Source organism: Rhizobium lusitanum (assembly GCF_014189535.1).
In the GTDB taxonomy this organism is placed as follows: Bacteria; Pseudomonadota; Alphaproteobacteria; order Rhizobiales; family Rhizobiaceae; genus Rhizobium; species Rhizobium lusitanum_C.
The window spans coordinates 2210061-2235560 of sequence record NZ_CP050308.1 but is presented as its reverse complement, the minus strand read 5'-3'; the positions used below and the strand labels follow the sequence as shown (position 1 = coordinate 2235560).

Sequence of the window (25500 nt, the reverse complement as noted above, 5' to 3'; positions counted from 1 at the left end):
CTACTTTGGGCGTGGGAAATTGGAGGACCAAGATGACAGCGATTCGCCCATTTTTGATCGGCCTTACCCTCATTCTGGTGCTGGTGCTGATCGCGCTCAGCATCCTGCTGGTCAATCCTGTGCAACTGCCCCGTCAATCCGGAAGTCTTATTCCGATGCAGACCGAGCCCGGCGGTGCTAATGGCAACGGCGGCAGCGTTCAGCTCGAGGGCGCAAAACGCGCCACAAGCGAGTGACGGTCGCCAGGATAGGTAAGGCGAACGTGGGTGATCGGGCCGAGACCGCTCCAGGTGCGTCGCTCGACGACGAGGCAGGCGGTGCCCCTGGTGATATCAAGGCTTACGGCCGCTTCACTGTCCGCCGCAATGGCGCGGATCTGATGTTCGGCCGTGCTCCACGGCACCTGATTTAGCAGCCATGGCCCCGGCGGCAGCTCGTCGAAACCGGCATGACCGGCCTCGGGAACCGCATCGAGATTGATGACGCGATCTTCCAGGCAGAAGGGCCTGCGGCCGGCATAGTGAATGCAGATGACTTCGAGCGTCGATACCGAGCCGGCAAACTCCAGCCGCCGTGCGTCCTCGGGGCGGCCCCTGTGCTTGGCGTGTTTTACGATCTTATGGGAATAGGGCAGGTTCAGCGACTGAACTTCCGATTTGATGTCGTGGATTTCCAGCACCGCCGACTGTGCCTGCGGTTGGGTGACGAAACTTCCCGAGCGTTTGCGCCGCTCGATCAGTCCCGCCCGGGCAAGCTGCGTCAGCGCCTTGTTCACCGTCATGCGCGAACAGTCATATTGTTCCGCCAGCGCCAGCTCGAAGGGAATCCGGTAGCCGGGCGGCCAATCGCCGGAGACGATCCGGCCCTCAATATCGCTCAGGATACGCTGATGCAGGGTCGCCTCTTTGCCTGTGGTCATGCCGCCGATCATTCCCTCGTGAGACCTGGGTATTCGCCGCCTGATGTATTTAGGCGTCAATCGCCGTCAGGAAAAGTTCTTTATCAACCGAGCAATTCGGTCATCGTGGCGCGGAACCGTTCCGAGATTGCCTGCCGCTTACTGTGACGGCCGCCTTCGACCTGCTTGCGGCCTTGCGTCCAGACGCAGTCGATGGTGACGCCACCGGCAAACATCCATTGATCGAGGATCTGATCTCCCGAGAGATAAGGCACGGCGCTGACGTCGAGCGAGACCAGATCGGCGTAGTGCCCAACGTCGAGCCCAGCTGGCGCCTTCAATGCCACACCGCCGCCGGCAAGCGCATGGTCGAACAGCGTGCGCGCCGTCGAGCCGCCGGGTGCGGCGACGACGTTGCGGGCGCGAAGTGCCAGGCGCTGCGAATATTCGAGCTGGCGCAGTTCTTCAGGGACCGAGATCAGGATATTGGAATCCGAGCCGATGCCATAGCGCCCGCCTTCCTCCAGGAACAGCGGCGCGGAAAAGGCGCCGTCGCCGAGATTGGCTTCGGTTATGGGGCAGAGGCCGGCTATCGCGCCGCTTTTCGCCATCCGCCGGGTCTCGTCGTCGGTCATGTGGGTCGCATGGATCAGGCACCAGCGCGCATCGACCGGGGCGTGATCGAGCAGCCATTGCACCGGCCGCGCGCCGGACCAGGCGAGGCAATCCTCGACCTCCTTCACCTGTTCGGCGACATGGATATGGATCGGCCCGTCACCGGCCAGCGGCACGAGCTTTTCCAGCTCCTCCGGCGTGGCCGCCCGCAAGCTGTGCGGCGCAAGGCCGAGTTCAGCGCCGGGCAATTGGTCGACGATCGTCCGGCATCCGGCCATCAGCGCCTCGAATCGGTCGAGCAAATTGATGAAGCGGCGCTGGCCGTCGATGGGGGCCGCACCGCCGAAACCAGAATGGGCGTAGAAGACGGGCAGCAGCGTCAGCCCGATACCGGTCTCGGCGCTGGCAGCGCCGATGCGCTCCGCCATCTCGGCGATGTTGGCATAGGGGCTGCCGTCTTTGTCGTGATGCAGATAGTGGAATTCGCCGACGCGGGAAAAGCCGGCTTCCAGCATTTCCATATAGAGCTGGGCCGCTACCGCCTCGACATGATCGGGGGTCATCGATAGCGCGAATTTGTACATGACGGTGCGCCAGCTCCAGAAGCTGTCATTCGCCGGGCCGCGGACCTCGGCAAGGCCGGCCATGGCGCGCTGGAAGGCGTGGCTGTGGAGGTTCGGCATGGCCGGCACGAGAACCTCGTGCCGCTCGTCGCCGGCCTCGGCCGCGACGCCAATTTCGATGCCGGCAACGCGGCCGGCGTCCAGGGTTATCCGGACATTTTCCTGCCAGCCATCATGAAGCAGTGCCGAGCGTGCATGGAGTTTCGTCATGGTCCAACCCTTTCCTTTTGGATGCCGAGTCCAAAATCCCTCTTGTCAGGCTTTTTATTATGTATATACATTATGAACCCATGAGGAAAGGCGTAAAGCTGATGCGTGGGAACAAAATTTCCGAAGATGGTGTGAAGTCCGACGGCAAGAGCCGCCTTTGGCGCAATGCCCGACTGGCGACCTTGAAAGAGGGTGAGCCTGGGCTCGGCATTGTCGAGAAGGGTGCGATCCTGACCAGGGATGGCCGTATCGTTTTCGCCGGTCGCGAAAGCGATCTGCCTGAGACCGGTGGTGCCGAAAGCGTCGATCTTGAGGGACGCTGGGTCACGCCCGGTCTCGTCGATTGCCATACGCATATCATCCACGGCGGCAATCGCGCCCGAGAATTCGAAATGCGGCTGCAAGGCGCGAGTTATGAGGAAATCGCGCGGGCCGGCGGCGGCATAGTTTCCTCGGTCAACGCGACCCGGGCTCTTTCCGTCGATGGGCTCATTGAAACCGCCCTGCCACGCCTCGATACGCTGCTGGCCGAGGGCGTCACCACGATCGAGGTGAAGTCCGGCTACGGCCTTAGCATCGAATCCGAACTGAAGATGTTGCAGGCTGCTCGCGGACTGGAAAAGCTCCGTCCGGTCCGCGTCGTCACATCTTACCTCGCCGCACATGCGACGCCGGCTGACTATAAGGGCCGCAACGGCGAGTATATCACCGATGTTGTGCTGCCGGGGCTGGAACTGGCGCATGCCGAAGGTCTCGTCGACGCCGTCGACGGCTTCTGCGAGGGCATCGCATTTTCGACAGCGGAAATTGCCCGCGTCTTCGATCTGGCCAAGTCGCTCGGCATCCCGGTGAAACTGCATGCCGAACAGCTCTCCAATCTCGGCGGCGCCAAGCTTGCTGCTTCCTATGCTGCGCTCTCAGCTGACCATGTCGAGTATCTCGATGAGGATGGCGTCAAGGCGATGGCGGCAGCCGGCACGGTGGCCGTTCTTCTGCCCGGTGCTTTCTACGCTATTCATGAAAAGCAGAAGCCGCCGGTCAAGGCGCTGCGCGACGCCGGTGTTCCGATCGCCATCGCCACGGACTGCAATCCCGGCACCTCGCCACTGACTTCGATGCTCTTGACGATGAATATGGGCGCGACCCTTTTCAGCCTGACGGTCGAGGAATGCATCGCTGGTGCCACCCGAGAAAGTGCCCGTGCGCTTGGCCTGTTGGCTGAAACCGGCACGCTGGAAGCCGGCAAGTCGGCCGATTTCGCCATCTGGGATATCGAAAGCCCCGCCGAGCTTGTCTATCGCATCGGCTTCAATCCGCTTCATGCCCATGTTTTCAAGGGCGAAAGGTTCGACCGATGACCACTACTCTCCATCCGGGCTCTGTTTCGCTCAAGCAACTGGCCGCAATCTACTGGACCGGTGAGCCCGCCAAGCTCGATGCTTCTTTCGATGCGGGCATCCTCAAGGCTGCCGCCCGTATTGCCGAAATCGCTGCCGGCAATGCGCCGGTCTATGGCATCAACACCGGCTTCGGCAAACTGGCCTCGATCAAGATCGACAGCGCCGATGTCGCCACCCTGCAGCGCAATCTCATCCTTTCGCATTGCTGCGGCGTCGGCCAGCCGCTGCCGGAAAATGTCGTCCGCCTGATCATGTCGCTGAAACTGGTCTCTCTCGGTCGCGGCGCTTCCGGCGTGCGCCTGGAATTGGTGCGGTTGATCGAAGCGATGCTGGAAAAGGGCGTCGTGCCGGTTATCCCCGAGAAGGGTTCCGTCGGCGCGTCCGGCGACCTTGCTCCACTCGCGCATATGACGGCCGTGATGATGGGCCATGGCGAAGCCTTCTATGCCGGCGAACGGCTTGATGGTGCCGCGGCGCTCGAAAAGGCCGGGCTGACGCCGGTCGTGCTCGCCGCCAAGGAAGGCCTGGCGTTGATCAACGGCACGCAGGTTTCGACCGCGCTCGCTCTGGCCGGCCTGTTCCGGGCCCATCGCGCCGCCCAGGCAGCCTTGATCACCGGCGCCATGTCGACAGATGCCGCCATGGGCTCTTCCGCGCCGTTCCATCCCGATATTCATACGCTGCGTGGCCATCAGGGCCAGATCGACACCGCCGCCGCCCTTCGCGGCCTGCTGGCCGGCTCGGTCATTCGCGAAAGCCATATCGAGGGCGACGAGCGGGTGCAGGATCCCTATTGCATTCGCTGCCAGCCGCAGGTCGATGGCGCTTGTCTCGATTTGCTGCGCTCCGTCGGCCGCACGCTTGAAATCGAGGCGAATGCGGTCACCGACAATCCGCTCGTCCTTTCCGACAATTCCGTCGTCTCCGGCGGCAATTTCCACGCCGAGCCGGTGGCCTTCGCGGCCGACCAGATCGCCATCGCCGTCTGCGAGATCGGCGCGATCTCGCAGCGCCGCATCGCACTTCTGGTCGATCCGGCTCTGAGCTATGGCTTGCCGGCCTTCCTTGCCAAGAAGCCGGGCCTGAATTCCGGCCTGATGATCGCCGAAGTGACCTCGGCGGCGCTGATGTCGGAAAACAAGCAGATGTCGCATCCGGCCTCGGTCGATTCGACGCCGACCTCTGCCAATCAGGAAGACCATGTTTCCATGGCCTGCCATGGCGCGCGTCGCCTCCTGCAGATGACCGACAATCTCTTCGCCATCGTCGGCATTGAGGCGCTGACGGCGGCACAGGGCGTCGAGTTTCGCGCGCCACTGGCCACCAGCCCCGAACTGACCCTTGCCATCGCCACCATCCGCTCCGTCGTGCCGACGCTCGATGAAGACCGCTACATGGCAAATGACCTCAAGGCCGCCAGCGACCTTGTCGCTTCCGGCGCACTCAACGCATCCGTATCCGCCGATATTCTGCCTTCCCTGGAGATATGACATGACCAACCCACGCCATAACATCCGCGAAATCCGCGCGCCTCACGGCCCAGAACTCAATGCCAAGAGCTGGATGACCGAAGCGCCGCTGCGGATGCTGATGAACAATCTCGATCCTGACGTCGCGGAAAATCCGAACGAACTGGTCGTCTATGGCGGCATCGGCCGCGCCGCCCGCACCTGGGAGGATTTCGACCGCATCGTCGCGACGCTGAAGACCTTGACCGAAGAAGAAACGCTGCTGGTGCAATCCGGCAAGCCGGTCGGCGTGTTCCGCACCCATAAGGATGCGCCGCGCGTGCTGATCGCCAATTCCAACCTCGTGCCGCATTGGGCGACCTGGGATCATTTTAACGAGCTGGATAAGAAGGGTCTTGCCATGTACGGCCAGATGACTGCCGGCTCGTGGATCTATATCGGCACGCAGGGCATCGTGCAGGGCACCTATGAAACTTTCGTCGAAGCTGGCCGTCAGCACTATAACGGCAGTCTCAAGGGCAAGTGGATCCTGACCGGCGGTCTCGGCGGCATGGGCGGCGCGCAGCCGCTGGCGGCCGTCATGGCCGGCGCCTGCTGCCTCGCTGTCGAAAGCGACGAGACCCGCATCGATTTCCGCCTGCGCACTCGTTATGTCGACGAGAAGGCAACGACGCTCGACGAAGCGCTCGAGATGATCGGCCGCTGGACTAAGGCCGGCGAGGCGAAGTCGGTTGGTCTGCTCGGCAATGCCGCCGAAATCTTTCCGGAACTGGTCAAGCGCATGAAGGCCGGCGGCCCGCGCCCCGACATCGTCACCGACCAGACCTCGGCGCATGATCCGCTGAACGGCTACCTGCCGCTCGGCTGGACAGTGGCCGAACACAAGGCAAAGCGCGAGAGCGATCCGAAGGCTGTGGAAGCCGCCGCCCGGGCCTCGATGAAACAGCATGTCGAAGCCATGGTCGCCTTCTGGGACGCCGGTGTGCCGACGCTCGACTATGGCAACAATATCCGCCAGGTCGCCAAGGATGAAGGCCTGGAAAATGCCTTCGCTTTCCCCGGCTTCGTGCCGGCCTATATCCGCCCGCTGTTCTGCCGAGGCATCGGCCCATTCCGCTGGGCGGCTCTGTCGGGCGATCCGGAGGATATCTACAAGACCGACGCCAAGGTGAAGGAACTCACCCCCGGCAACACCCATCTGCACAACTGGCTGGACATGGCGCGCGAGCGCATCGCCTTCCAGGGCCTGCCGGCGCGCATTTGCTGGGTCGGTCTCGGCGATCGTGAACGTCTCGGCCTTGCCTTCAACGAAATGGTGCGCAACGGCGAGCTGAAGGCTCCTGTCGTCATCGGCCGCGACCATCTCGATTCCGGCTCCGTTGCCTCGCCGAACCGCGAGACGGAAGCGATGAAGGACGGCTCGGATGCCGTCTCCGACTGGCCGCTGCTCAACGCCCTCCTCAACACCGCGTCCGGCGCCACCTGGGTGTCGCTGCACCATGGCGGCGGCGTCGGCATGGGCTTCTCGCAGCACTCCGGCATGGTCATCTGCGCCGATGGCACCGACGACGCGGCCCGCCGCATCGAACGCGTTCTCTGGAACGACCCGGCGACAGGCGTCATGCGCCACGCCGATGCGGGCTACGACATCGCGCTTGATTGCGCCAAGGACAAGGGCCTCCGGCTGCCGGGCATCCTGGGGAACTGATGAGACGTCTCCCGGCCTCAATATTTTCGATTGAGGCCGGGGTACCGTAAAACGGTTTCGTCGACGGTGATCAATGGAATACCTTCGACAATGGCCTGAGCGATCAGAATGCGATCGAAGGGATCCTTGTGAAGAAGCGGAAGCCCGGCAATTGCGATTGTATGCTCGCTGGTGATCGGCAGTTCTGCATAGCCGTTTTCCATTAGTTTATGGCGCAACCGAAATGGGTCGACGTGAAAGTCGCTTCGTCCGGAACCGTGCTTAATCGCGACTTCCCAAATACTCGCCGGGCTGAAGAGGAGCTCGTTTTCGTCGTCGTCGATGAGCGCTCTCACTTCCTGCGAGAGAAGCGCGATATCCCCCGCCGCCCAGATGAGGATATGCGTATCGAGGAGAAATCTCATTTGTCGGTAACGTCGTTTGGCTTGCCGTAGAACATCTCCTCGATTTCATCAGCCATCATGGTGTCGAAATTTGCGGGAACCACGATCTCGCCTTTCATGAAGCCGATGCGCCGTTTCTTTGGCGTTTCGGCCTCTTCGATCGGCACGACCTTGACCATCGGTTTGCCCGCCTTGGCAATAATGAACGCCTCGCCCTTGGCGGCCTTCTCGATCAGCCGCGACAAATGCGTCTTTGCCTCGTGTATATTGACGGTTTCCATGGTCACCTCCAAGCGGACTTAGTCCACTAAACTTAGTTTACTCTTGCCCAAATTGCAATGATTGGACTCGAACACATGGCAGCTCAGAAGTTCTCAATCCTCCGCCACGACAGCTACAAGCGCATGCCCTGGAAAAACGGCGGCGGGGAGACGGTGGAGATCGCCGTCTCGCCCGAAGGCGCGGGGCTTGCCGATTTCGACTGGCGCGTCAGCATGGCGACGGTCGCCACGGATGGGCCGTTCTCGGTCTTCTCCAGCATTGATCGCACGCTATCGATCCTCGAAGGCGCGGGCATGACGCTCTTCATCGAAGGGCGCGAGCCCGTACTCTTGACGCAGGAAAGTACCCCGCTGCCCTTCGCGGCGGATGCGCCGACATCGGCAACGCTGGTGGATGGTGCGATCACGGATCTGAATGTGATGACGCGGCGGGGGCGATTGTCGCATTCGGTGCGGCGCGTCCGTGTTGATGGGAGTGATGAACTCGCGCTTGGCAGCGAGACGGCGCTGGTTCTCTGCCATCGCGGGCATCTCGATATTGGTGATCGGACGCTTTTGGCGGGCGATTGTTTGCTTGTCGAGGAAGCCGCGGGAACGCAGCACTCGATTTCAGGAATGGCGCAGTTATTTGTGATCGAGCTTCACGAGGTCTAGTTCGCATCCAAGCACCAGCCGTCCGCTTGACACCCATCGGTCTCCGTTATCCTATTGCTTCTCAGCAAAAGGGATGCCCCGATGAGCGACGATCAGATCCCCACCGATAGCAAGCTCACCACCTCCAAGCGCCGTTGGGCGGCCGAGGGCAAGTTTTTGACCGGGCGGATCAGCCGGCCGGAAACGGAGCGTTTGCCGCCGGGGCAGCATCTGGTCAAGAACTGGCCGGTGCTTGATCTCGGTCAGCAGCCGCAGGTGTCGCTGTCGAGCTGGCGGCTTGATGTGCGCGGGCTGGTGGAAACGCCGCTTAGCCTTGATTGGACGGCCTTCCAGGCGATCGAACAGAGCAGCAAGGTCAGCGATATCCACTGCGTCACGACATGGTCGCGTTACGATAACCGCTGGGAGGGCGTTTCTACTCGCGACCTGCTCGACCTCGCCATGCCGAAGGCCGAGGCGCATTATGTCATGCTGACCAGCTATGACGGCTATACGACCAATCTTCCGCTTGCCGATTTTGCCGCTGAAGATGCGATCCTCGCCACCGCCTGGGAAGGCCAGCCTCTGACACGCGAGCATGGCGGGCCGATGCGCCTCGTCGTGCCGCATCTCTATTTCTGGAAGAGTGCCAAGTGGCTGACCCGCATCGAGCTGATCGCCACCGACAAGGCCGGTTTCTGGGAGGAAAACGGCTATCACATGTTCGGCGATCCCTGGCGCGAGCAGCGTTATTCCGACGACTGAGGTCATCGCTCCCGACCGCCTTTCTTATGGGATCGGGCATATTTTTAATACCTCCGGGGTTCGATTGCGGCTTTGCAACCGGCGGCAACGGGCGTATGCATTGATCATATGATTGCTGTCGGGCATGCCCGGCTATCCATAACACCATCTCCGAAATTCCATGCCATGACCGTCGTTCAGACCACAGAGCAGCCTTCCGAGGAAAGTTTCGGCCGGCAATCCCGCATCGTCGCTTTCGTCGTTGCCGTCGCCTTCTTCATGCAGATATTGGACGGCACGATCGTCACGACGTCGCTGCCGCAGATGGCCAGCACATTCGGCATCGAGCCAGTGTCGATGAGCATCGGCATCACGGTCTATCTGCTCACCATGGCGGCCTTCGTGCCGCTGGCGGGCTGGGCGGGGGATCGTTATGGCGCCCGGCGGGTGTTTCTGGCGTCGATCACCCTCTTCACCGTTGCCTCGCTGTTCTGCGGCCTGTCCGGCAATCTCACGGAATTCGTGATCGCGCGCGCCGTGCAGGGGATCGGCAGCGCGCTGATGACGCCGGTCGGCCGCATCATCGTGCTGCGCAACGCCCGCAAGTCCGATCTCGTGCATGCCATGTCGATGATCACCTGGCCGGCGCTGACGGCGCCCGTCATCGGTCCTATCCTTGGCAGCTTCATCACCACCTATCTGAGCTGGCACTGGAATTTTCTGATCAACATCCCGATCGGCATTATCGGGCTCGGCCTTGTGCTGCGCTTCGTGCCGGATCAGCGCGAGGAGAAGGTCGCAAGGCTCGACCTCGTCGGCTTCTTCCAGTCGGCGGCGGGACTGACCTTCATGCTCGCCGGCCTCGAATTCGTCGTACAGGGGACGACGGGCCTGGCGGTCAGCGTCGGGCTGATTGCCGCCGGCGCGGTGTTTTCCGTCATCGCCACCCGGCATTTCATGCGGGTTGACGCGCCGCTGCTCGATCTCTCCGCTTTCAAGGTCCAGACCTTCGCCATGTCGACGCTTTCGGCCGGCACGGCAAGCCGTCTGGCGATCAACGCCACGCCCTTTCTATTGCCGCTGCTTTTCCAGGTGGGTTTCGGCCTGACCGCGATCGACGCCGGCACCTATCTGCTCTTCTATTTCGCCGGCAATCTCGGCATGAAGGTGATCACCACGCGGACGCTGAAAACCTTCGGCTTCCGCAACGTGCTTGTCATCAATGGCCTGATCTCGTCCGTCAGCATCGGCTGCTTCGCGCTGCTGTCGCCGTCGACCTCCAACTGGTTGATCTACTGTCTCCTGCTTGCCGCCGGCCTGTCGCGCTCAATGAACTTCACGGCGCTGAACACGCTGGGTTTTGCCGATATCCACGCGTCGCAGCGCAGTTCCGCCTCGACCCTGTCGAGCATGCTGCAGCAGGTCTCGTTGCTGCTCGGCGTCGCCGTTGCCGCAGCCGTACTCAATCTCTCGCGCACCATTCATGGTGGCGAGGCGCTCTCCCTCGTCGATTTTCGCTGGGCTTTCCTGGTTATCGCGGTGATCGGCATCGTCTCGTCGCTGCGCTTCCTCAGCCTACGGCACGATGCCGGCGCGGAGGTATCGCGGCACAAGATCAAGGCGTGACCGGGTCCCTCGAACTCATGCGATATTTGGGTCGGCGGCGGCTGTAAATCGGCTCGCCGGGTCCCATATAGATGGGACTTCAACTCCCAAAGGAGGCAGTCTCATGCTGCTCAAAACTCTCGCCATCTCGGCTCTCGTCATCGGCGTGTCCAGCGCCGCTTGGGCGGAATCCGTGCAAAAGCACCATCCCAAGAGACTAAAGGTCGATGCGGCTCAGGCCGATGTCGGCAATGTCGATCACTCGAAGGACGCGATCTTGCCCGACGGCACGATCAATACCGACCCCTCGGTGACCGGCCCGATCCGCGCCGGCGATTCCATCTCCCGGCTGCAATGCGCCGCGGCGCCGAATTCGGTGGGCGCGCGCTCGAACTCGTTTGCCGCAGGCTCTGCCTCGCTTTGCCCTTGACGGCAATGTGGCATCGGGTGGCTTAGGCCACTTCGATGTCGGTCCGGTTGAATTGCTCGCCCTTCGACAATAATGGCTGGCGATAGTAGCGTGCGCAGGCATAGGTCATGCAATCGCCAAGGCTGAGCGCCGCCGGATGGCGGCCCTCGCCGAAATGGTCATATGCCTCTACCGCCAGAAAGGCGGCGCGAGGAGGAATGGCCAGAAGCTGGATGTTCATCAGTTGCAGAAAGGTCCGCACCGCGTCGCCGGCCTCGGTTGCCGTCAGGCCGAGGCGGGCAGCGATATCGATTGCCGCCTGAGCCGCCGCCATTGGCGAGGTCATGCGCGCGGTCGCCATCTGCATGCGGACGGCGAGGCGGCGGGCCTCTTCCTCATCGGTCATCATCGCGGTCAATACCGAGGCGTCGATGAGCATCAGGCGTCTCCCGCCGTGCTGCCATCGGCGGCTTTGGCGGCGGCCTTCTGCTTGAGATTGCGGCAAAAGGCGACGGCGATGTCGGCAAGCGCCGGCTTGGTCAGTTCCTCATCCAGTGCCTTCTGCAATGCCAGTCGCACGGCTTCGGTTTTGGTCGAGCTTTTCGTCAGCGCCTGATAGCGCCGCGCCAGCCGATCGATGGCGTCGTCCTTGATATAGAGAGGCATGGGATATCCATTTTTTGAGAGCAGGATATCCATAGGGCATGTCGATGACGAGGACAATCGGCATTGCTGTAGCGACGCAACCGTCTTTCCGAAAGGATATTTCCGAGATATTTATATGACGAACATCATCTAACGTGCTAGCAATAGCGTCGATTCAGAAATTGCAGGCTGGGAGGAGCCATCATGTCCGCAATCGATCCCGTCGTCATCGTTTCCGCCACGCGCACGCCGCTCGGCCGCTTCCAGGGGGAGCTGTCATCCTTGCAGGCGCCGGAGCTTGGCGCCCATGTCATCCGCGCCGCGCTGGAGCGGGCCGGATTATCGGCGGAGAAGGTGGATGAGGTGCTGTTCGGTTGCGTGCTCCCGGCAGGACAGGGGCAGGCGCCGGCGCGGCAGGCGGCGCGCGGTGCGGGATTGCCGGATGCGGTGGGCGCGACGACGATCAACAAGGTCTGCGGTTCGGGCATGAAGGCGACCATGCTGGCGCATGACCTGATCCTGGCCGGTTCCGCCTCTATCGTGGTCTCCGGCGGCATGGAATCGATGTCGAATGCCCCCTATCTGCTTGCCAAGGCGCGTGGCGGCTACCGCATGGGCCACGACCGCATCTTCGACCACATGATGCTCGACGGGCTGGAAGATGCCTATGAGAAGGGCCGCTCGATGGGTGATTTCGGCGAACTGGCGGTCGAAGCCTATCAGTTCAGCCGCGACGATCAGGATGCCTATGCCGTGGAGACGCTGACGCGTGCCCGCAAGGCGATCGAGACCGGGGCTTTCGAGGCCGAGATCACCCCGATTTCCGTCGCGGCCAAGGGTGGCCCGGTGACGATCGGCAAGGACGAGCATCCGCAAAAAGTCTCGCCGGAAAAGATCCCGACGCTGAAGCCGGCGTTCCGCAAGGATGGCACGATCACCGCCGCCAGCGCATCGGCCAATGCCGATGGCGCGGCCGCCCTGATCCTGACCCGGCGCTCGATCGCCGAGCGCGAAGGTTTGCCGATCCTCGCCGAGATCAAGGCGCACGCCACCCATTCCCAGGAACCCGCCTGGTACACGACCGCGCCGATCCCGGCGATCCGCAAGGTGCTGGAAAAGACCGGCTGGAAGGTCGGCGATGTCGATCTCTTCGAGATCAACGAGGCCTTCGCCGTCGTCGCCATGGCCGCCGCCAAGGACCTCGGCATCGCCCGTGACCGTCTCAACATCAACGGCGGCGCCTGCGCACTCGGTCACCCGATCGGGGCCACGGGCGCACGGCTGATCGTGACGCTGCTGCATGCCCTGGAGCGGCAAGGGGCGACACGCGGCGTCGCGGCGCTCTGCATCGGCGGCGGCGAGGCGACGGCGATTGCGGTGGAGAGGGTTGGGTGAGGCACGGGCCACCTCGTCCTTCGAGGCTCAGTCGTTTCCGCTATCGCTTCACCGTCTGAGCACCTCAGGATGAGGTGGAGAGAATGTGTCGTTTGCCGAGCAGATTGGCCCTCATGGTGAGGTGTGTAGGCTTCCTGAGCTTGTCGAAGGGGGGCCGGAGCCTCGAACCACGAGGGCGGGTGACTCAGCGCATTATGTGTGCTCCGACAACTCCTCCAAAATCGGGCAATCCGGCCGCGCATTGCCATGGCAGGCATGTACCAGATGTTCCAGTGTACGGCGCAGTTCGGTCAGTTCGCGGATCTTGCGGTCGATTTCGGTGAGTTTTGACGAGGCGATGTCCTTGACGTCGGCGCTGGCGCGGCTCTTGTCTTCGTAGAGGGCCAGCAATTGCCGGCACTCGTCGACGGAGAAGCCGAGGCCGCGGGAGCGGTGCAGGAAGCGCAGCTTGTGCACGTCGTCGGCGCCATAGTCGCGGTAGCCGTTGCCGCCGCGGTCGGGGCGAATCAGGCCGATATCCTCGTAATAGCGGATGGTCTTGGCCGGCAAGCCGGAGCGGCCGGATGCTTCGCCGATATTCATCTGAACTCTCCTATTTTGCCAGCCGCAGCCTGAGCGCATTGGCGATGACCGAGACCGAGGACAGGCTCATGGCCGCAGCCGCAATCATCGGCGACAGCAGCAGGCCGAAGACCGGATAGAGCACGCCAGCGGCAAGCGGCACGCCAAGCGCATTATAGCCGAAGGCGAAGGCGAGGTTCTGCTTGATGTTGCGGATCGTTGCTTCGGACAGATGCCGTGCCCGGACGATGCCGTTGAGATCGCCCTTCACCAGCGTGATCCCGGCACTTTCCATGGCGACATCGGCACCCGTGCCCATGGCAATGCCGACATCGGCGGCGGCGAGTGCCGGCGCGTCGTTGATGCCGTCACCGGCCATGGCGACGATGCGGCGCTTGGCGCGGAGCTCGTCGATCAGCGCCTTCTTGCCTTCCGGCAACAGGTCGGCCCTGATATCGTCGATGCCGAGAGTTGCTGCAACGGCCTTGGCGGTCTCGGCATTGTCGCCGGTTGCCATGATGATCTTCAACCCGCTGTCGTGCAGCGCCTTGATGGCAGCCGCAGTCGTCGGCTTGATGCGGTCGGCGACGGCGACGAGGCCCGCCAATTGACCATCGACGGCGACGAACATCACCGTCTTGCCTTCGCCGCGCAGGCGTTCCGTTTCGGCCTGTAGCATGTCGGTCGCAACACCGAGATCGGCCATCATCGCGGCGTTGCCGAGCGCAATCGCGGTATCGCCGGTGCGGCCTTCAACGCCCTTGCCGGTTTTTGCGGCAAAGCCCGTTATGTCGACAAAGGTCGCGCCACGCTCCTCTGCCCCGACGACGATGGCTTCGGCCAGCGGATGCTCGGAGCCGCGCTCCAGGCTGGCGGCGAGCGACAGCAGCCGGGCTTCGTCCGTGCCGTGGGTAGTGACGACGTCCGTGAGGTTGGGTCTGCCTTCCGTCAGTGTACCCGTCTTGTCGACGATCAGCGTGTCGACCTTGGCGAAACGCTCCAGCGCCACGGCGTCGCGCACCAGCACGCCCTCCTGCGCCCCCCGTCCGGTGGCGATCATGATCGACATTGGCGTTGCGAGCCCAAGCGCGCAGGGGCAGGCGATGATCAGCACGGCGACGGCGGCCAGCAATGCATGCGCCAACTGCGGTTCCGGCCCGATCATCGCCCATATGATGAAGGTGACGATGGCGGTGGCAACGACGGCGGGCACGAAGATGGCCGCAACGCCGTCGACCATCGTCTGGATCGGCGCGCGCGAGCGCTGCGCCTTGGCGACGAGTTCGACGATGCGCGACAGCGTCGTGTCCGCTCCGACCTTCTCGGCCAGCATGATCAGCGTGCCGTTCCTGTTGATCGTGCCGCCCGTCAGCGCGTCGCCCTTGGTCTTTTCAACCGGCAGCGGCTCGCCTGATATCATCGATTCATCAATGGTTGATTGGCCGTCAACGACGGAGCCGTCCACCGGTACGCGCTCGCCGGGGCGCACGCGCAACCGGTCGCCGGCCTGGATCTGATCGACGGGCATATCGGTCTCGCTGCCATCGGCACCGATGCGCCGCGCGGTTTTGGGGGCGAGGTCGAGCAGGGCACGAATGGCCGAGCCGGTGCGCTCGCGTGCCTTCAGTTCCAGCACCTGGCCGACAAAGACCAGCGCGACGATGACCGAGGCCGCCTCGAAGTAGACGGGTATGGCCTGGCCGTGGCCGTGAAAGCCCATCGGGAACAGGCCGGGCGCCAAGGTTGCCACCAGGCTGTAGAGATAGGCCGTGCCGACGCCGAGGCCGATCAGCGTCCACATGTTGGGGCTGCGGTTGAGGATTGAATTCCAGGCGCGGCGGAAGAAGGGCAGGGCGGCCCAGAGCACGACCGGCGTCGCCAAGGCGAGCTCGATCCATGTGGCGGTGGGCTCGCCGATCCAGTCGCGCAACGGCAGGCCGAGCATCGGGCCCATGCTGAGGATCAGAAGCGGCAGCGATAGCGCAGCACTGATCCAGAGCCGGCGGGTGAAATCGACCAGCTCCGGGTTCTGGCCTTCATCGGCCGCGGGCACGCCCATCGGCTCCAGCGCCATGCCGCATTTTGGGCAATCGCCCGGATGGTCGCTGACGACCTCGGGATGCATCGGGCAGGTATAGAGCGTGCCCTTCGGCACCGGTTTCGGCGTGGGCCTGTTGCCGTCGAGATAGGCGGTGGGATCGGCCTCGAACTTCGCCTTGCAGCCGGCGGAGCAGAAATAGAATTTCTCGCCCTCATGTTTCAGGAAATACCGCGCGCTGGCGCGATCCACGTTCATGCCGCAGATCGGATCCTTGGCGGTCAGATAGTCTTCCGGTGCTGCCTCGAATTTCTTCCGGCAGCCGTCGCAGCAGAAATAGAACGTGCGGCCGTTATAGTCGAGCGATGGCTTGCCGGCCCTGGGATCGACGGTCATGCCGCAGACGGGATCGCGGATCACCGCGCCCTGTTGTTCGCCGTGGTGGTGATCATGGCCGTGATGGCTGTGATCATGTTCGTCATGCAATGCCATGGAAGACTCCAGTGCCCGGAAATGAGCGTCGGATAGGTTTATGAACCTTCCTGTCACTGGAAGGTCAAGCGAAAAAATAGGAAATCCTGTCCACAGTTGAAAGAGGGTGTTTTCTGGCCCGATGCCTCGAGCGATGATAAGTTCCGCAAGATCGAAGCAATCATGTGATTCCAATGCGATATGATCTTTCCGCCTTGCCGTTGACGACGCTTCTGCCCGCGATGACCAAAGCGGAGGATATGCTGGCGCGGCTGGATGAGCGGGTTTTGCGGCATGTGGTCGCCGATGGTTTCCGGGAGCGTGGGCATTTTTTCGATGCGGTCGGCGCGCTCTGGGTCGGCGGCGAGCTGGTGCATGTCGAGGATCTGGTGCTGCACGATGCGCGTATGGATGCCCGCACGCCGACGCATGAGCTGACCATTGCCCATGCCGTGCTGCGCGCCCGGCGACGGCTATGGAACGCCGATCCGTCCTGGGGACTGGAGGCCAGCGGTCTTGCGACGTTGCGCGGGGATATCGGCGAAGTCGAGGAAACTGCCACGCCACGTCCAGCACCCGCCGCAATCCTGGGGGCGGAAGAGGTTGATGAGGACGAAGATGATTTCGGCGTGGATTTTGCCGAGATCGATGCGGTGATCGCCCGTTCCGATCAGGTACTGAACGGAGAGATTCCGGATGCCCGGCCTGAGAGCGTGGACGATCCGCTGGGCCTGATCCATGATGAGGACTGGGATGAAGGCGAGCGGCTGGAGAGCTGGCGTGCCGTTATCCGCCAGGCCGACCTTCTGCCGCCGGCCCTGGGTGCCGCCGTGCTTTTCGACGCTTGGGAGCGGATCGAGCCGCTGCGGCGGCAGCATTGGCTGGGCAGCCTGCTGGTCAGCGCCTATCTGCGCAGCCGTGGCAAGGTCGCCTCGCATCTTCTCAGCCTGAATGTCGGCCTGAAATCCGTTCGCCATGAACGCCGTCGCGCGCCCGATCGCACCACGCGTCTGATGGCGTTTCTCGAGGCGATGACACTCTCGGCCGATGCGGGGCTGAAGGAGCTCGATCGTCTGTCGCTTGCCAAGTTGCAGATGGAGCGACGGCTGAAGGATCGCAGGTCGAACAGCAGCCTGCCCGGCGTCATCGAGATCGTGCTGTCACGGCCGATCGTTTCCGCCAAGATGATCGCCCGCCATGCCGGTGTCACCTCTCGCGGCGCGCTCAACCTCGTCGCCGAGCTCGGCGTGCGCGAAATGACCGGGCGTGGGCGCTATCGCGGCTGGGGTGTGCTTTAGGCCGGCACGGGCCGGATTTCCGAGAGGACAGCGGGGACGTGCGCTGGCGTCCGTCTTTTTGCAACCACAACCCTAGTTTTTGTTCAATGTGACAGTTTGTTAAGCTAAGCCACGCGAAAATGGACAAAATTTAATGGCTATACCAAATTCCTAAGTGGGGCGATGCAAGCTAAAGTCGCGCTCATATTGCGTCGGCGGATTGTTTGAAAGCCGGGCGCCCTGAAGGAAGGTGTATTGATGGCTCGGACATTTCGGGTCCTGATTTCGGTAGCTGTGATTGGCACCGTGGCTTATGGTGCCTATGTGACGCGGGATCGCTGGCTTGGCGATGCCGAGCGCCTGCTTGGCATTCAAGGCACGGCGGCACCCGGTGAGCAGGCCCAGGGCGAACGCCGGAGTGGTCAACGCCAAGGCGGTGGCGGGCGGCGCGGCGGTCTCTCACAATTCAGCGGGCCTGTTCCGGTGCTGGCGGCGGACGCGACGACCACCGATGTGCCGGTCTATATCGACGGCGTCGGCTCGGTAAAGGCGCTGAACACGGTCACGGTGCGCGCCCAAGTCAACGGCAAGATCGTCGAAATCGATTTCGACGAAGGCCAGGACATCAAGAAGGGTGACGTGATCGCCCGCATCGATGATGCCGTCTACAAGGCGCAGCGCGATCAGGCGGTCGCCAAGAAGGCGCAAGACGAAGCCTTGCTCGCCGGTGCCAAGCGGGATCTGGATCGCTATCAGAAAATGGTGCTGACCGCCTCCGGCACGCAGCAGCAGGTGGATACGCAGCTGTCACTGGTCGCCCAGTACACGGCGCAGGTCCAGGTCGATCAGGCGGCCATCGAAAGCGCCCAGGCGACGCTCGACTATACGACGATCAAGGCGCCGATCGACGGACGCACCGGCATCCGCAATGTCGATGTCGGTAATCTCGTCAGTTCCTCCGACGCGACGGGCATCGTCACGCTGTCTCAGATCCGGCCGATCTCCGTGCTCTTTTCCGTCCCGCAGCAGCAGCTTGCCCGCGTCAACGCGGCAAATGCCGCCGGCGCGCTTTCCGTGCAGGCGATGGCGAGCGACGGCCAGACGGTGGTCGACAATGGCACGCTGGCGGTGGTTGACAATCAGGTGGATCCGACGACCGGTACGGTCAGGCTAAAGGCCAATTTCCCCAATGACAAGCTGGCGCTCTGGCCGGGTGCCTTCATCAATGCCCGCCTGTTGGTCGAAACGCTGAAGGGCGTCACGGTCATTCCGACCGCTGCCGTGCAGCGCGGACCGAACGGCACTTTCGTCTACATCATCAAGCAGGATCAGACGGTTGCCATGAAGCCGGTGACGGTGCGCCAGCAGGATGATGTGCGGGCCGTCATCACCAGTGGTGCGGCCGCAGGCGACAAGGTGGTGACGACCGGCTTTGCCCGCCTGCAGGATGGTTCGAAAGTGCAAATTTCCGCAAGTCCCGCTCCGGCAGCGCCGGATGCAACGGCACCGGATGCCAATGGGCAGCCCGTTGCCGGCGCAGCGACCCAGACCGACGGAAATGCGGCCAGTGACGGGCAGCGGCCGCATCGCCAGCATGATGGCCAGGACGGTGGCAATGGCGGTCATCGCAAACATAACGCCGATGGCGCCAATGCTGCCAATCCCGCTCCCAGTGCCGATGGAGGCACTGCCGCCTCGACCAATTCAACCGCCACGCCAGCGCCGCAGCAATGAACGTCTCGTCGCTCTTCATCTCCCGGCCGGTCGCCACCTCGCTTCTCGGGGTAGCCGTTCTGCTGGGCGGTATTCTCGGCTTTCTTTTCCTGCCGGTCGCGCCGCTGCCGCAGGTCGATTTTCCGACGATCCAGGTGACGACGCAGCTTCCAGGAGCCGATCCCGATACCATGGCGGCGTTGGTGACCGCGCCGCTGGAGCGGCCGCTTGGCCAGATCCCGTCGCTGGCATCGATGACCTCCTCGAGTGCCTTCGGCATCAGCCAGATCACCCTGCAATTCGATCTCGGCCGCGATATCGACGGGGCGGCGCAGGATGTGCAGGCGGCGATCAATGCCGCCGGCTCGACATTGCCGCGCACGTTGCCCTATCCACCGACCTATTCGAAAGTAAACCCGGCCGATACGCCGATCCTGACGCTTGCGCTGCGCTCCGACAGCTATTCGATCCGCGAACTCAGCGATTTCGCCGATACGATGATGGCGCAGCGGCTGAGCGAAGTCACCGGCGTTGGCGACGTCAACATCCAGGGCGGCGTCAAGCCCGCAATCCGCATCCAGGCCGACCTGCCGCGCCTTGCCTCCTATGGGCTGGCGCTGGAAGACCTGCGCACGGCGATCACCAATGCCAGCGTTGCCGGCGCCAAGGGCGCGCTCGACGGCACGCATCAGAGCTTCACGCTCGCCGCCAACGATCAGATCGTCGATCCCGCCGTCTACCGATCCATCATCGTCGCCTATCGCAACAATGCGCCCGTGCAGCTGAAGGATGTCGCCACCGTCGTCGAGGGCTTGGAGAATACCCGCGTCGGCGCCTGGTATCAGGGCAAGCCTGCGGTCATCCTCGACGTGATGCGCCAGCCAGGCGCCAACGTCATCCAGACGGTCGAGGGCGTGCTGAAGCAGATTCCGCGGTTGAAGCAGGCGCTGCCGGCCGGCATTTCGATCGACATCGTCAACGATCGCACCGAGACTATCCGCGCTTCCATCGACGATGTGCAATGGACGCTTGTCATCAGCATCGGCTTGGTCATCCTCGTCGTTCTCCTGTTCCTGCGCACGGTGACGGCAACCTTCATCGCCGGTGTCGCCCTGCCGCTGTCGCTGATTGCCACCTTCGGCGTCATGTGGTTCGCCGGCTTCAGCCTCGACAATCTCTCGCTGATGGCGCTCACCATCGGCACTGGCTTCGTGGTCGACGACGCCATCGTGATGATCGAGAATATCGCCCGCCATATCGAGGAGGGTGAGACCCCGATGCAGGCGGCGCTGAAGGGCGCCGGCGAAATCGGCTTCACCATCATTTCGCTGACCGTGTCGCTGGTTGCCGTCTTCATCCCGCTGCTGTTCATGACCGGCATCGTAGGGCGCATGTTTCGTGAATTCGCCTTGACGCTGACCATCGCTGTCGTGGTCTCGGCGGTGATTTCGCTGACGTTGACGCCGATGATGTGCGCCCGCATCCTGCGCAAGCCCAGAGAGCGCCGCACTGGCATTCTGGCGGGTGCCGATCGCGGCATGGAACGGCTGATCGAAGGCTACCGCCGCAGCCTTGTCTGGGCGGTGGATCGTAGCGCCTTGATGCTGATCATCACGGTGGCGACACTAGCCGCGACCGTCGCACTCTATATCGTCATTCCCAAGGGTTTCCTGCCGGCGCAGGATACCGGCCTGATCACCGCCGTCATCGAGACCGAGCCGACCACCTCCTTCGAAGCCATGAAGCAGACGCAGGCAACGGTCGCCGATCGGCTGCGCAAGGATCCTGATGTGTCGGGCGTCGTTTCGGTCATCGGCACCAGCGCCAGCAACCTGACGCTCAACACCGGCAATCTCAGCCTGGTGCTGAAGCCGAGGAGCCAGCGTAGCGATTCTGCCGCTGACATTATCGACCGCATGCGTGGTGAAGTGGCCGATTTGCCCGGTATCCACGTCACGTTCCAGAGCGTGCGCGACATCTCGATCAGCACACGCGCCAGCCGCGCGCCCTATCAATACACGCTGACGGCGACGGATACCGCGACTGTGGTGGACTGGGCCGGAAAGCTGGCGCAGCGGCTGCAACAAAGCCCGAAGCTGATCGACGTCACCTCGGAAGTCGAGATGGGCGGCGGTCGCATCTTCGTCGATGTCGACCGTGAAACCGCGTCGCGTCTCGGCGTCTCGATGCAAGCGGTCAGCGATACGCTGAACGACGCTTTCGGCCAGCGGCAGATTGCCACGATCTACGGCCAGGCCAATCAGTATCGCGTCATTCTGGAGGCCGCGCCGCAATATCAGTCGGATCCGAAGTCGCTCAACAAGCTCTATGTCGCGGGCGCCAATGACACGCAGGTTCCGCTCAACGCCTTCACGACGGCAACGTTCATGACGGCGCCATTGGTCATCAGTCACGATGAGCAATTTCCGGCCGTGACCATCAGCTTCGATCTCGCCAAGGGTGCTTCGCTCAGCGAAGCGGTGGCCGAGGTCCAGGCGGCCGAGCGTGATATCGACATGCCAGATACCATCCAGCGCAACTATTCCGGCGATGCCGAGGAGTTTGCGTCATCGCTGGCAGGCGAGCCCTGGCTGATCCTGGCAGCCGTTGTCACCATCTACATCGTTCTCGGCCTGCTCTACGAAAGCGCCGTGCATCCGATAACGATTCTCTCGACCTTGCCGTCGGCGGGTGTCGGCGCGCTGCTGGCGCTGATGCTTTTCGGTCAGGATCTATCGATCATCGCTTTGATCGGCATCGTGCTCCTGATGGGTATCGTCAAGAAAAACGCGATCATGATGATCGACTTTGCGCTGGAGGCTGAGCGCAAGGAGGGGCTGCCGCCGCGCGAGGCGATCCTGAAAGCCTCGATCCTGCGTTTTCGTCCAATCATGATGACGACGCTGGCTGCACTCTTCGGCGCGCTGCCCCTGGCATTGGCGCATGGCACGGGATCTGAACTGCGCATTCCGCTCGGCATCACCATCATCGGTGGCTTGGTGCTCTCCCAGCTTTTGACGCTCTATACGACGCCGGTGATCTATCTTGCCTTCGAGAACCTGCGTGCCCGCATCGTCGGTCGGCCGACCGGCACGCCGGCTCCGGAGCTGGACGACGTTGTGGGTGATGAGACATGAACCTCTCCGAGCCATTCATCAAACGTCCTGTCGGCACGACGCTTCTGGCTATAGGGCTGGTGATCCTCGGCATCGTCGCCTATCGCTTCCTGCCGGTGGCAAGCCTGCCGACCGTCGATCTGCCGACCATCGTCGTCTCGGCCAGCCGTCCCGGCGCCGACCCGGCCAGTATGGCGGCGAGCGTCGCAGCACCGCTTGAACGGCATCTCGGCACCATTGCCGGCATCACGCAGCTGACCTCCGTCAGTTCGCTCGGGTCGAGCAGCATCGTCGCCCAATTCGATCTGTCGCGCAGCGTCGATGGCGCGGCACAAGACGTGCAGGCGGCGCTGAATGCAGCGGCGACCGATCTGCCTGGCGACCTGCCGACATTGCCCTCCTTCCGCAAGATCAATCCGGCGGCAGCTCCCGTCCTGATCCTGGCGCTGACCTCGGACAATGTGCCGGCAAGCGCAGTTTATGACGCCGCCGATACCATCGCCGTGCAGCGCATCTCGCAAGTCGATGGCGTCGGGCAGGTGTCGGTCAGCGGCGCCGATCAGCCTGCTGTTCGCGTCAGGCTCGATCCGGACAGGCTTTCCGCCATGGGCCTGGCGCTGGACAATGCGCGCACGGCGATCGTCAATGCCAATACGCTCGGCCCGGTCGGTTCGATCGACGGCAGCAGCTCCGCTTTCTCGATTTCTCTGAACAGCCAGTTGCGGACACCGGAGGCCTATGGCCGCCTCGTCGTGAGCAATGCCAACGGCACGGCCGTCCGCCTCTCGGATATTGCCACAGTCGAGCCCGGTGTGCGCAACAGCCGCTCCGACGCCTGGTTCGATGGCAAGCCTGCCGTGCTGCTGAACATCACCAAGGAAGCGGACGCCAATGTCATCGCCACGGTCGAAGGCGTCAAGACGCTGATTCCGGAGCTGCAACGGCTGATCCCGGCCGGCATCCACATTGCCGTTCTCTCCGACCGCACCACGACGATCCATGCCAGCGTCACCGATATGCAGTGGACGCTACTGGCCACCATCTGCCTGGTTATGGCCGTGGTCTTCACGTTTCTCCGGCGCGCCACGCCCACTTTTGCGGCCGGCGTTACCGTGCCGTTGTCGCTGTGCGGCACCTTTGCCGCCATGTGGCTCTTCGGGCTATCGATCGACAATCTGTCGCTGATGGCGCTCGCGGTCTCCGTCGGCTTCGTCGTCGACGACGCGATCGTGATGATCGAGAACATCTATGCCAATCTCGAAGACGGCATGAAACCGATGCAGGCGGCACTCGAGGGGGCGAAGCAGATAGGTTTTACCGTCGTTTCGATCAGCCTGTCGCTGCTGGCCGCCTTCATTCCGCTCTTCTTCATGGGTGGCATCGTCGGCCGGTTCTTCCAGACCTTTTCGCTGACGCTCGGTTTCACCATCGTCGTCTCCACCCTGGTATCGCTAACGCTGACGCCGATGATCTGCGGCCATCGCCTGCGCGCCCACGACATGGAAGCCCAACCGGGCCTGTTTGCCCGGATCGTGGAGGGAACGCTTGGCGCGATCACCAATTTCTATGGCCGGACGCTGAAGGCGGTGTTGCATCATCGCGTGCTTTCCGTCCTCGTTATTTTCGCCTGCGTCGTCATGTCCGCCTATCTCTACGTCAAGGTGCCGAAGGGTTTCATCCCGCAGGACGACACCGGCTTCATTCAGGGCGGCACGCAGGCGGCGACCGATATTTCCTACCCGGCCATGGTCAAATTGCAGCTGCAGGCCGCCGAAATCGTCGGCAAGGACCCGGCCGTCTCCGGTGTCGGTTCGTCCGTTGGTGGCGGCGGATTTTCCAGCTCGATCAATCGCGGCTCGCTGTTTATTTCGCTGAAGCCGGAATCGGAGCGTGTGTCGACTGCAGAGGTAATCGACCGGCTGCGCAAGCAGTTGATGGCCATTCCCGGTCTCAGCACCTTCCTGTTTTCGCCTAGTGATATCCGCGCCGGCGGGCGCCAGTCTCAATCGCAATATCAGTTCACCATCTGGGGCGCGAATTACGATGAGCTGGTGGAATGGGCACCGAAAGTGCTCGAACGCTTGCAGGCGCTGCCGCAATTGACCGATGTGGCCACCGACCGGCAGCCGAACGGTCTGCAGGCGACGGTCAACATCGATCGCAGCGAGGCCTCGCGACTGGGTGTCAGCATCCAGTCGATCGACGCGGCACTCAACAATGCCTTCGCGCAGCGGCAGGTTTCGACGATCTACACCCAGCGCAACCAATATCGCGTCGTGCTGGAGGCCAATCCCGACTACGCCCGTGATCCTCACGATATCTCCAAGCTCTATGTGCCAGCGTCCGGCGGCATCCAGGTTCCGCTCAGCGCCGTCGCCTCGATCCAGCGGACGCTGGCGCCGCTGGTGGTCAATCACCAGGGGCAATATCCCTCCGTGACGATCTCCTACAATCTGGCGCTCAACGGTGTGCTGCAAGTGGCGAATGATGCCATTCAGAAGGCGGTACTCGAGATGCATCTGCCCGACGAACTGCATGCGGATTTCGCCGGTGATGCCGCCAGCGTCACGCAATCCTCGGGCAGCCAGCCGCTGTTGTTGCTGGCGGCGTTGCTGACGGTCTATATCGTCCTTGGCATTCTCTACGAGAGCCTGGCGCATCCGCTGACGATCATTTCGACTCTACCGTCTGCCGGTCTCGGCGCGCTGCTGGCGCTGGTCATCAGCGGCACGGAGCTGACGATCATCGCCTTCATCGGCATCATCCTGTTGATCGGCCTCGTCAAGAAGAACGGCATCATGATGGTGGATTTCGCACTTCAGGGCGAACGCAAGCTCGGCCTGTCGTCGGAAGAGGCGATCTACCAGGCCTGCCTGAAACGCTTCCGTCCGATCCTGATGACGACGCTTGCCGCGTTGATGGGTGCCATCCCGCTGATCATCGCCACAGGCCCCGGGGCGGAACTGCGTCGTCCGCTGGGGATCACCATCGTCGGCGGCCTGGTCGTCTCGCAGATCCTGACGCTCTATACGACGCCGATCATCTATCTGATGCTGGCGAAGCTGCACGGCCGGTGGTCGGCGAAGCAGGAGCCTTCACCGCCGGTCATTTCCGCTTCGACTTGAACCGGCCGGCTATGGGCGGCAGCTTGATCTGCCAGCTTTGGTAGTCCCCTGAGCGCGCATATGCTGCTGTCTGGTGATCGCCCATATCCAGACCAAAACACCACGGGCTCCGGCGATATCGTCGGAGCCCGTGGTGTTTATGACGGTATGTAGGACCGAGCGGATAGTCCGTCGGTTTGTC

General features: G+C 62.7%; 21 protein-coding genes. 13 read left to right on the top strand and 8 right to left on the bottom strand.

Annotation, left to right across the window (positions count from 1 at the left end):
- Positions 1–32 precede the first annotated feature (32 nt).
- Positions 33–236, top strand: a complete 204-nt coding sequence (locus HB780_RS24605) for a hypothetical protein (RefSeq protein ID WP_183689965.1) — start codon at positions 33–35, stop codon at positions 234–236.
- Here the strand turns inward: HB780_RS24605 and hutC are convergent.
- Positions 200–919, bottom strand: coding sequence for a histidine utilization transcriptional repressor HutC (hutC, locus tag HB780_RS24600; RefSeq protein ID WP_183689964.1), 720 nt, complete (start codon positions 917–919; stop codon positions 200–202). The genes HB780_RS24605 and hutC overlap by 37 nt on opposite strands.
- 83 nt (positions 920–1002) lie before the next feature.
- Positions 1003–2346 (bottom strand): formimidoylglutamate deiminase, encoded by a 1344-nt coding sequence (locus HB780_RS24595; protein WP_183689963.1) that lies wholly within the window; start codon positions 2344–2346, stop codon positions 1003–1005.
- Between the two features lie 101 nt (positions 2347–2447).
- Here HB780_RS24595 and hutI point away from each other — a divergent pair, with 101 nt between their 5' ends.
- Genes hutI through hutU form a run of 3 tightly spaced genes read left to right on the top strand, consistent with a single transcriptional unit; the run spans position 2448 to position 6923 of the window.
- The gene (gene hutI, locus HB780_RS24590; protein ID WP_183689962.1) at positions 2448–3704 is read left to right on the top strand and encodes an imidazolonepropionase; all 1257 of its coding nucleotides are present in this window, start codon (positions 2448–2450) and stop codon (positions 3702–3704) included.
- Complete coding sequence (gene hutH, locus HB780_RS24585; RefSeq protein WP_183689961.1) at positions 3701–5236, top strand: histidine ammonia-lyase; 1536 nt, start codon at positions 3701–3703, stop codon at positions 5234–5236. Before hutI ends, hutH begins: the two co-directional genes overlap by 4 nt.
- Position 5237: 1 nt before the next feature.
- On the top strand, positions 5238–6923 hold the full coding sequence (gene hutU, locus HB780_RS24580; RefSeq protein WP_183689960.1) for a urocanate hydratase: 1686 nt from the start codon (positions 5238–5240) through the stop codon (positions 6921–6923).
- A gap of 17 nt (positions 6924–6940) precedes the next feature.
- On the opposite strand, the gene HB780_RS24575 is transcribed toward hutU, so the two are convergent.
- Both HB780_RS24575 and HB780_RS24570 read right to left on the bottom strand, forming a co-directional pair.
- The gene (locus HB780_RS24575; protein ID WP_183689959.1) at positions 6941–7327 is read right to left on the bottom strand and encodes a type II toxin-antitoxin system VapC family toxin; all 387 of its coding nucleotides are present in this window, start codon (positions 7325–7327) and stop codon (positions 6941–6943) included.
- Positions 7324–7587 carry a type II toxin-antitoxin system Phd/YefM family antitoxin gene (locus HB780_RS24570; protein ID WP_183689958.1) on the bottom strand — a complete coding sequence of 88 codons (264 nt, stop codon included), beginning with the start codon at positions 7585–7587 and terminating at the stop codon, positions 7324–7326. Before HB780_RS24570 ends, HB780_RS24575 begins: the two co-directional genes overlap by 4 nt.
- Positions 7588–7662: 75 nt before the next feature.
- Between HB780_RS24570 and HB780_RS24565 the strand changes: the two genes are divergently transcribed.
- From HB780_RS24565 to HB780_RS24550, 4 genes are all read left to right on the top strand, one after another.
- A complete protein-coding gene (locus tag HB780_RS24565; RefSeq protein ID WP_183689957.1) occupies positions 7663–8241 on the top strand; it encodes a HutD/Ves family protein in 579 nt (192 codons plus the stop codon).
- Between the two features lie 81 nt (positions 8242–8322).
- Positions 8323–8985: a sulfite oxidase-like oxidoreductase gene (locus tag HB780_RS24560; protein ID WP_183689956.1), complete on the top strand. Its 663-nt coding sequence runs from the start codon at positions 8323–8325 to the stop codon at positions 8983–8985.
- A 165-nt stretch (positions 8986–9150) separates the two neighbouring features.
- Positions 9151–10590 carry an MFS transporter gene (locus HB780_RS24555; RefSeq protein ID WP_183689955.1) on the top strand — a complete coding sequence of 480 codons (1440 nt, stop codon included), beginning with the start codon at positions 9151–9153 and terminating at the stop codon, positions 10588–10590.
- A 103-nt stretch (positions 10591–10693) separates the two neighbouring features.
- Entirely contained in the window at positions 10694–10999 is a 306-nt protein-coding gene (locus HB780_RS24550) for a hypothetical protein (protein WP_183689954.1), read from the top strand.
- Between the two features lie 22 nt (positions 11000–11021).
- Here the strand turns inward: HB780_RS24550 and HB780_RS24545 are convergent, their stop codons facing one another.
- Both HB780_RS24545 and HB780_RS24540 read right to left on the bottom strand, forming a co-directional pair.
- Positions 11022–11417 carry a type II toxin-antitoxin system VapC family toxin gene (locus HB780_RS24545; RefSeq protein WP_183689953.1) on the bottom strand — a complete coding sequence of 132 codons (396 nt, stop codon included), beginning with the start codon at positions 11415–11417 and terminating at the stop codon, positions 11022–11024.
- Positions 11417–11644, bottom strand: coding sequence for a type II toxin-antitoxin system VapB family antitoxin (locus tag HB780_RS24540; protein WP_007694178.1), 228 nt, complete (start codon positions 11642–11644; stop codon positions 11417–11419). The genes HB780_RS24545 and HB780_RS24540 overlap by 1 nt, the downstream gene beginning before the upstream one ends.
- A 183-nt stretch (positions 11645–11827) precedes the next feature.
- Between HB780_RS24540 and HB780_RS24535 the strand changes: the two genes are divergently transcribed.
- Positions 11828–13018, top strand: coding sequence for an acetyl-CoA C-acyltransferase (locus tag HB780_RS24535; protein WP_183689952.1), 1191 nt, complete (start codon positions 11828–11830; stop codon positions 13016–13018).
- 192 nt (positions 13019–13210) lie between these two features.
- Here HB780_RS24535 and cueR read toward each other — a convergent pair whose 3' ends face one another.
- Positions 13211–13600 (bottom strand): Cu(I)-responsive transcriptional regulator, encoded by a 390-nt coding sequence (gene cueR / locus HB780_RS24530; protein ID WP_183689951.1) that lies wholly within the window; start codon positions 13598–13600, stop codon positions 13211–13213.
- A 10-nt stretch (positions 13601–13610) separates the two neighbouring features.
- Positions 13611–16109, bottom strand: a complete 2499-nt coding sequence (locus tag HB780_RS24525) for a heavy metal translocating P-type ATPase (protein WP_183689950.1) — start codon at positions 16107–16109, stop codon at positions 13611–13613.
- Positions 16110–16282: 173 nt separating this feature from the next.
- Between HB780_RS24525 and HB780_RS24520 the strand changes: the two genes are divergently transcribed.
- The 4 genes from HB780_RS24520 (at position 16283) to HB780_RS24505 (ending at position 25319) form a co-directional block, all read left to right on the top strand.
- Positions 16283–17386 (top strand): RHE_PE00001 family protein, encoded by a 1104-nt coding sequence (locus HB780_RS24520; protein WP_183689949.1) that lies wholly within the window; start codon positions 16283–16285, stop codon positions 17384–17386.
- 237 nt (positions 17387–17623) lie between these two features.
- Positions 17624–19099: an efflux RND transporter periplasmic adaptor subunit gene (locus HB780_RS24515; RefSeq protein WP_183689948.1), complete on the top strand. Its 1476-nt coding sequence runs from the start codon at positions 17624–17626 to the stop codon at positions 19097–19099.
- On the top strand, positions 19096–22215 hold the full coding sequence (locus HB780_RS24510) for an efflux RND transporter permease subunit (RefSeq protein WP_183689947.1): 3120 nt from the start codon (positions 19096–19098) through the stop codon (positions 22213–22215). Before HB780_RS24515 ends, HB780_RS24510 begins: the two co-directional genes overlap by 4 nt.
- Positions 22212–25319, top strand: coding sequence for an efflux RND transporter permease subunit (locus tag HB780_RS24505; protein ID WP_183689946.1), 3108 nt, complete (start codon positions 22212–22214; stop codon positions 25317–25319). Before HB780_RS24510 ends, HB780_RS24505 begins: the two co-directional genes overlap by 4 nt.
- Positions 25320–25500 lie beyond the last annotated feature (181 nt).